Source organism: uncultured Adlercreutzia sp. (assembly GCA_910585575.1).
GTDB lineage: Bacteria > Actinomycetota > Coriobacteriia > Coriobacteriales > Eggerthellaceae > Adlercreutzia.
This window is the reverse complement of sequence record CAJUFS010000061.1, coordinates 7893-15530: the sequence shown is the minus strand read 5'-3', so window position 1 is coordinate 15530 and position 7638 is coordinate 7893. Positions and strand designations below refer to the sequence as shown.

6 protein-coding genes are annotated in these 7638 nt (G+C 61.9%); 5 read left to right on the top strand and 1 reads right to left on the bottom strand.

What is annotated here, in order from left to right; translation table 11 throughout:
- Nucleotides 1-709: peptide chain release factor-like protein (locus tag QZ307_RS08545; protein WP_295998632.1), on the top strand; the 709-nt coding region annotated here is incomplete at its 5' end.
- A 196-nt stretch (nucleotides 710-905) separates the two neighbouring features.
- Nucleotides 906-2003, top strand: coding sequence for a HemK/PrmC family methyltransferase (locus QZ307_RS08540; protein WP_295998631.1), 1098 nt, complete (start codon nucleotides 906-908; stop codon nucleotides 2001-2003).
- A 3-nt stretch (nucleotides 2004-2006) separates the two neighbouring features.
- Here the strand turns inward: QZ307_RS08540 and QZ307_RS08535 are convergent, their stop codons facing one another.
- Nucleotides 2007-2972 (bottom strand): LuxR C-terminal-related transcriptional regulator, encoded by a 966-nt coding sequence (locus tag QZ307_RS08535; RefSeq protein WP_295998630.1) that lies wholly within the window; start codon nucleotides 2970-2972, stop codon nucleotides 2007-2009.
- Nucleotides 2973-3760: 788 nt separating this feature from the next.
- On the opposite strand from QZ307_RS08535, the gene QZ307_RS08530 reads away from it, so the two are divergent.
- The 3 genes from QZ307_RS08530 to QZ307_RS08520 all read left to right on the top strand — a co-directional run.
- The gene (locus QZ307_RS08530; RefSeq protein WP_295998629.1) at nucleotides 3761-6040 is read left to right on the top strand and encodes an FAD-dependent oxidoreductase; all 2280 of its coding nucleotides are present in this window, start codon (nucleotides 3761-3763) and stop codon (nucleotides 6038-6040) included.
- Nucleotides 6041-6163: 123 nt separating this feature from the next.
- Complete coding sequence (locus QZ307_RS08525) at nucleotides 6164-7012, top strand: purine-nucleoside phosphorylase (RefSeq protein ID WP_295998627.1); 849 nt, start codon at nucleotides 6164-6166, stop codon at nucleotides 7010-7012.
- A gap of 143 nt (nucleotides 7013-7155) precedes the next feature.
- Nucleotides 7156-7638 (top strand): FAD-dependent oxidoreductase (locus tag QZ307_RS08520; RefSeq protein ID WP_295998624.1); only part of this gene is annotated, 483 nt, incomplete at its 3' end.

Genomic DNA, 7638 nt, shown 5'->3' with positions numbered 1-7638 from the left:
CGACGAGGCCGCCATTTTCGCCGGCGACCTGTACAAGATGTACGAGCGCTTCGCCGCTGCCCAGGGCTGGAAGACCGAGACCATGGACGCCTCGCCCTCCGAGGCCGGCGGCTTCAAGGAAGTTCAGTTCAAGGTGAAGGGCGACCACGTGTACTCCGTGATGAAGTTCGAATCCGGCGTGCACCGCGTGCAGCGCGTGCCCAAGACCGAGTCCCAGGGGCGCATCCACACCTCCACGGCCACCGTGGCCGTGCTGCCCGAGGCCGACGAGGTGGAAGTGGAGATCAACGAGAACGACTTGCGCATCGATGTGTACCGCGCCGGTGGTCCCGGTGGTCAGTGCGTGAACACCACCGACTCCGCCGTGCGCATCACGCACCTCCCTTCGGGTTTGGTGGTGCAGTCCCAGGACCAGAAGTCACAGCTGCAGAACAAGATCGCCGCTATGGCCGTGCTGCGTGCTCGCCTTTACGAGAAGATGCTCGCCGAGCAGCAGGCCGCCGAGGGCGCCGAGCGCTTGGCTCAGATTGGCTCCGGCGACCGTTCCGAGAAGATTCGCACCTACAACGGCCCTCAGGACCGCGTGACCGACCACCGCATCGGTTTCAACTCTACCTACAACGGCGTGCTTCTGGGCGATAACCTGCAGGACGTTATTACGGCGCTCCAGGCTGCCGATCGCGCGCAGAAGCTGGAAGCGGCTGTTTAGTAGTTCCGTTCGCCCTGACGGGAGGCGGCGAGATCGTTGTCGGGGTACCCGCTTCGCTGACTCGCTTCGCTCGGGCGCTACGCTCCTTCATGCTTTGATGGTGCGCCCTGCGGGCGCGGAGAAGCTAGTGTTCAGAGAACCCCGCCAACGACCTCGCCGCCTCTCTGAGGCAGAATTGCTGCAAAGGACCCTGTGCATGGATGCTGAATGGACAATCAAAGGTGCCCTAGAGTGGACTGAGGGCTACCTGGCCGACAAGGGCGACGAGAACCCGCGCCTGTCGGCCCAGTGGCTGTTGTCCGAGGCGACGGGCCTGTCCCGCACGCATTTGTTCATGAACTATGATCGACCCCTCTCGTCGGACGAGCGGGCCACCTTGCGCGACTATGTGAAACGTCGGGGGGCGGGGGAGCCGCTTCAGTACATCACCGGTGAGGTGACCTTCCGCTATATTCCCGTTAAAGTGCGCTCCGGCGTGCTTATTCCACGTCCAGAGACAGAGGTGCTGGTCAGCGAAGTGCTGGCGGCGCTCCCTGATCCGGTCAAGCGCGAAGCCCGTTGGAACGAGGAGGCCGCGGCCCAAGAAAGCGAGGCCGTTGAGGCTCTGAAAGAGGCGCTGGGGAAGGCCCAGGAGGCTTTGGCCGAGAACCAGCGTGCTGCCGAAACTTTCCGTGAAGCTGACGCTGCGGATGTCGAAGAGGCGGACGCGGTCGAGGAGCGCGAACGCCCCATAGGCTCAGCTGAGTCCTCTGCGAATCCTGAAGTAGCAACTGCTCCACTTCTGGTGGCCGACCTTTGCACGGGCAGCGGCTGCATTGCCTGCTCGCTGGCGTACGAGCACCCCGATGTGCGCGTTATTGCCACCGACATCGCTCCCGAAGCCGTAGCGCTGGCCCGCGAGAACATCGAAGCACTGGGCCTCGAGGATCGGGTGGCGGTGCTGCAGTGCAGCTTGGGCACGGGCATCGGTGAAAAGCGCATGGGCACCTTCGATGCGGTGGTGTCGAATCCGCCCTACGTGCCCACTTCGGTGCTGGCGAATATTCCTCGGGAAGTGGCCGACTTTGAACCGAACCTGGCCCTCGATGGTGGCGCCGACGGCCTTGACCTGTTCCGCCCTTTGGTCGTCTGGGCGGCTCGCGCCTTGAAGTCCCAGGGCGTGCTGGCCTGTGAGCTGCACGAGGGGCATATGGATGCCGCAGCCACCGTGGCCAAGCAGGCGGGGTTCACCCAGGTGCGCATCGTGGACGATCTGGCGGGCCGTCCTCGCGTGCTCGTGGCGCGGCGAGCCTAAGCCTTAGTTGCTCGCGTGCAGTAAATCAAGCAGGTCCTGGCGAGAGGACACGCCGCACTTTTCGTAGATGTGCCGAATGTGCGTCTTCACCGTAGATTTCGAGAGTACGAGCTCTTGCTCAATATAGGGAACATCACGACCACGAGAGAGTAGTCCCACAATCTCCCGTTCCCGCGGTGAGAGACGGTAGCGCTCGGCAAACACATCGAGGGCGCGTTCGGCGCTTTCCTCAGGCGAGAGGGGGCTATCGGCTTCGACGGCACGGCTCTCGTCGGAATCTCTCTTCTCTCCCGTCAAGGCGTAGACGTGAGGCATGACGCCCACGAGCAGTCCCACCAGAGCGAGCACGCCGATGCCGCTGAGTACGGAACGAATTTGAAAGTCGATATAGTCGAAAAAGGGCAGCTGATACAGCACAATGATAATGAGATCGGCAACCACCATGGCTGCGGCGCCTCCCAAGGCCAATAACAGTACCGCACGGTTCCAGAGGCTGCCCGGATGCTGGTTTACATAGGAGCGCACCGCGGCCAAGGCAAAAACGGCTATAACACCCTCGCCCGCCTCAGCAATGCCGATGGGGGCGCCTCCGGGCATATGGTAGGGGAAGGTGACAAACCCCACGGCAACGGCAAAGAAGCCAAGCGAGCACAACAGGGGAAGCTTCAGCTGGTTGCGACGCGCCATGGTCCAGAGCAGCGCCGCGAACGCAAGCAGGGCAACGGTGGCAATGAACGCCGGTTCGGTGAGGTTTCCGAGAGCTGCAGCATCGGCGCTGCCCGTTAAGGGAGCGAAAAGGGGACTGGCCTCGGTGTACAACGACACAGGAAAAAGGCTCATGAGCAAGTCGGCCACGAACAGCGACCCTACTATGGCCAGAATAAGCACGCGGGGCAGGTGACCCTGGGGAAGAGGGTTTGGGGCATCGCGCTCCGTATTGTCTAATGGCGCGGGAAGCTCCTCGGCCATCGACGAAGAATGAACGGCAAGGCGGGAGAGGCACCCACAAGTAATAAGGGGCATCAGCAAGCAAGAAGCGAGTAGGATGAACCCCTGCGGCAAAAGACTCAGCGCGAGAAAGGCAATGCAGGCGCCTCCTAAAGCGCGCGCGAAAAGAAGCAGGGCATCGTGGGCCGCGAGGGGAAGCAGCGCAAGCCACCAGCGCCACCCCGTTAGCGCCAGGAAAAAGCCAAGCAGTGCATCGCCGAGCACCATGTCCCAGGGCGCTGCCTCGAAGAGCATGCCGCTGCGAAGCATAACGGCAGCGCATAGTCCGCATCCGAGCAGCACTACGATCCCGGAGGAGTGAGGCGCCCGAGGCTTCAAGGCCCGCTGCGCTTCGCCAACCAGGGCTATGGCAAGGCCTGCTGCGAAACCGAGATCTCCTGAGAGAATCAAGGGTGTTTGGAACCCGAAGGCGGTTGGTGCGCTCTCGTAGAGCGCACCGCTGAGAAGCGCGAACAGAACAAGGGTGCCGAAGCTGCCCAAGCCAAGTGCGCCGATCGTGCTTTGTTGAAGTTTTTGGACCACGCGAATCCCTCCTTAGCGCAAATTATAGCTTTACCTGGCCTGAGTCCACCATCGACCCAATAGGTCGATGTGGGGCGAATGACCATAATTCCAACTGTCAGGTCGATGAAAACGCACTTTTCCTTCCCCTAAGGTAGGCAGCGTCAGCAAAGTAGGCAAACGACGAACGTCGAACGCCCCTTTGCAAGACGCCTAAGCACAACTGAGGGAGTAGAAGGAGAGTTATCATGGGAACCACGGAAGTACAAGGCAAAGCAACCGTAACGCGTCGCAACTTCTTGGGCGGTATGGGTTTGGCCGCTTTGGGGGCAAGCGCCTTGGGCATGGGTGCGCTCAGCGGCTGTGCGCCGCAAGCGGCTTCGAAGACCGCTGAAAGCGCGGCCTCCGAGGGGAGTGCTGCTTTGGCTGAAACGGGTAGCACGTCTCCCATGGCGCAGATTAACGTGCCTGATTGGGACTTCACCACAAATACCATCGAGGACTTCGCCAATACCACCATGTTCTCGGAAATCAAGATCGGTCCGCTTACGCTGAAAAACCGCCTGATTAAATCGGCAGCAAGCTCTATGGTGCCCAACGAGGAGCAGAAGGCCGTGGCCTATCATGGCGCTATTGCCGCCGGCGGCATGGGTGCGGTGCTCATCGAGGGCAGCTACATTATGCTCGATCGCCTGGACAAGCGCGTGAACGTGGCTGACAACGACAGCCGCATGACCATCGAGGAAAGTCCGCTCAAGGCCATTTGCGCCGAGGTGCATAGCCATGACGTGCCGTGCATTTGCCAGATGAAGACGGCGACGCCGGGCATTGTGTATCTGTGGGAGAACATGGGCGAGGAAGGCGAGACCCATAAGGCAAGCTTGCTGTCGGATGGCGACATCCAGATGTACATCGAGGACACCATTGCTGGCGCGGTGAAACTGAAGGAAGCCGGTTTCGACGGCATCGACCTCAATGCGGCCGGGGACAATCTGCCGGCGCGCTTCTTTTCGCGCTTCGGCAACGACCGTGCCCCGGAGGATCCGTACGGCCCCGCCTCCATTGAGAACCGTGTGCGTATTGCCACTGATGTTATCAAGGGTGTGAAAGAGCGCTGCGGATCCGATTTCGTGGTGCAGGTGCTGGTGAACGGCGCTGAGGAAAACGACGGTGCTCTGGGCGACAACGCGCTCTGCAACACCAAGGAAGAGACAGCGGCCATCTGCCAGGCGCTCGAGGCCGCCGGCGCCGATGCGCTGGAGCTGCGCCTGGGCACCTTCGCCTTCCACGAGGCGCAGTTCGTGAACGACGGCTGCTTCGCTGGCTATGGCTATGACGGCGCTACTAGCTTCGGTACCACCTTCGATTTCGACCGTCACTTTGACGGCTTCCTTGACGGCACGCGCTCGGGCTGCGGTCTCATCATGGGCGCCTGCAAGTATGTGAAGCAGCACGTGAGCATTCCCGTCGGCGGCGTGGTGTTCATGGATCCGGCCTTGGCTCCCGACTACTTCGAGAACGCGCTGAATGACGGGACCCTTGATCTGATTTATATGCATCGTCCAGTGTCCAACTGCGATCAGGAGTACGCGAATAAGCTGCGCGAGAACCGCATCGAAGAGATCCGCCCTTGCTGCCGCTGCCTTAACTGCCTGGGCGGTCTGTGCCGCGTGAACCCCTGCAACAACTCGGTGTTCACCGAGACCATGCCCGAAGGCTATGAGGTGAAGCCGGGTGACGGCCAGAAAAGCGTCATGGTAGTGGGCGGCGGTCCTGCGGGCATGGAGGCGGCCCGTGTGTGCGCTGAGCGCGGTTACGCGGTTTCGCTCTACGAGAAGAACAGCCTGGGCGGCCTGCTGGACTTTGCCGAGATGGTGAAAGGCAAGCACGAGAGCCTGGGGCGTCTGAAGAACTACCTGGCCCATATGCTGGACGTTGAGGGCGTGAACGTTGTGGAGGGCCAGGAAGTGGATGCGGCTTTTGTGCGTGAGCAGAACCCCGACGTGCTCATTGTGGCCACGGGCGGCAAACGCCCCGAGCTGGCGGCCCAGGGCACCGAGGCCACCCCGGTGGTGGGCGTCGTGGATTTCTTGGCTCAGGAAATTGGTCAGAACGTCGTGGTGCTCGGCTTCAATGCCCAGGCCGTGGATGCCGCTCACTACCTGACGGCTCAGGGCAAGAAGGTGGCTGTGGTGTCGCCCGAGCCTGCCGAGGCCTTCGGTACGGGGCAATCCATGATGCTCAACGCCTTCGTGAAGCCGGCCTTCTTCGCCGCTGGTGGCCGCATGTACCCCGAGTGCACGCTGAAGAGCGTGGGCGACGGCGAGATCGTGGTGACCAACGGCTTCGGTTTGGATGTGACCATTCCCGCCGACTGCGTTATCGACGCTTCGACTATGGAGCCGAACACCGGTCTGGCCGATGAACTTGAGGGCACCTGCGATGTCTACACCATCGGCGATTGCGCCACGCCCTTGAGCATTCAAAACGCCATCACCACGGGCAATCTGACGGCACGCAACTGCTAGGCGACAAAGCCCGCGGCGTTTTGCGGGCTGCGCAACCCTCCCTCGGAAGAAGCCGGGCCCTCGGGTCCGGCTTCTCCTGTATAGTAGGGAAGCAAAGCCACGAAACGAGAAAGCGAGCAGCCCATGACCGAGGATCGATCCCTTATCGAAGCACTGAACGAGGCGCAGGCCTTCATGGAGGAACGCCTTGACGGGCGCCGTCCCCGTATCGGGCTCATTTTGGGCTCGGGCCTCAATCCCTTGGCCGAGCGTGTGGAGGGCGCCGTGCTCATTCCCTTCGGCGCAGTGCCTCACATGGGCGTCTCCACGGCTACGGGCCACGTCGGGCAGTTCGTTGTAGGCACCTTGGGCGGCGTTGAGGTGTGCTGTATGCAGGGGCGCCTTCATGGTTACGAAGGCTATACGGCCCAAGAGGTGGCTTTCCCTGTGTGGCTCATGGCGGCCTTGGGGGCGGAAATCCTCGTGACCACCAATGCCGCCGGGGGTATCAACGAAGGTTTCAACGTGGGCGATTTCTGCCTGATGGCCGACCAGATCAACTTTACCGGCCGCAATCCCGTTACGGGGACGGCTCCCGATGCGCTGGCGCCACGCTTCTTCAGCATGCTGGACGCCTTCGACCCGCTGCTGTGCGCCGAGGCCCTGGCCGTGGCCGAGGAGCTGAGCCTGGGGTCGGTAATGCGCGAAGGGGTGTACCTGGGCTTGCTAGGGCCCAGCTTCGAGACCCCGGCGGAAATTCGGATGTTCCGTAGTTGGGGCGCCGATACCGTGGCCATGTCGGTATGCGAGGAGGTCATCGCCGCCCGCCACGTCGGTCTGCGGGTGTTGGGTATGTCCCTAGTGTCCAACATGGCCTGCGGCGTGGAGGGGGCCAGTCCCTCCGACGAGGAGGTGCACGAAGTGGCCGCCACCCGTCAAGCGGACCTCTGCCGCTATATGACAGCCCTGGTACCGCGGCTGATGCTGGTGTAACCTCTTCCCCTCGCCTGTCCCCCAAAGAGGGGATATGGGCGTATTCCCTGTTCAATAACTTCTTTGGGCGATAGTACCGCCGCTTTTGCGCTCCTATGATGCGAATCGGTTCGAATTGCCACTATCGATCAAGGAGGGAAGCAATGAACCAGGAATCTAATGAGAAGATGCTTCACGTCGACCGCCGCAACTTCCTCAAGGGCGCTTTCGCCACGGGCGCTCTGGCTGCCGCGGGCGTGGCCATGGCCGGCTGCTCGCCGCAGCCGTCAGCGGCCTCAGCCGAAGGCGAGGAGGCCCTGTCGGAAACGGGCGGCGCGGGAAGCGCGCCCAAGGGCTACATGTGCCAGCAGGATTGGCTGGGCGCCGCCCCGATCATTGCCGATGACGAGATCACCGAGACCATCGACGTCGACGTGGTGGTTTGCGGCGGCGGCAACTCCGGCATTCAGGCTGCTTTGGCGGCCGCCGAGGAAGGCGCCAGCGTAGTAGTGCTGGAGAAGGGCGCTCCGGCCGATGGCACCGACTACATTCATGTATACGGCCAGGAGATCGGCCACTTCAACTCTCAATGGCTGATCGACCAAGGTTACGGCCCCTACGATACGGGTGACATCGTCTCCGAGTTT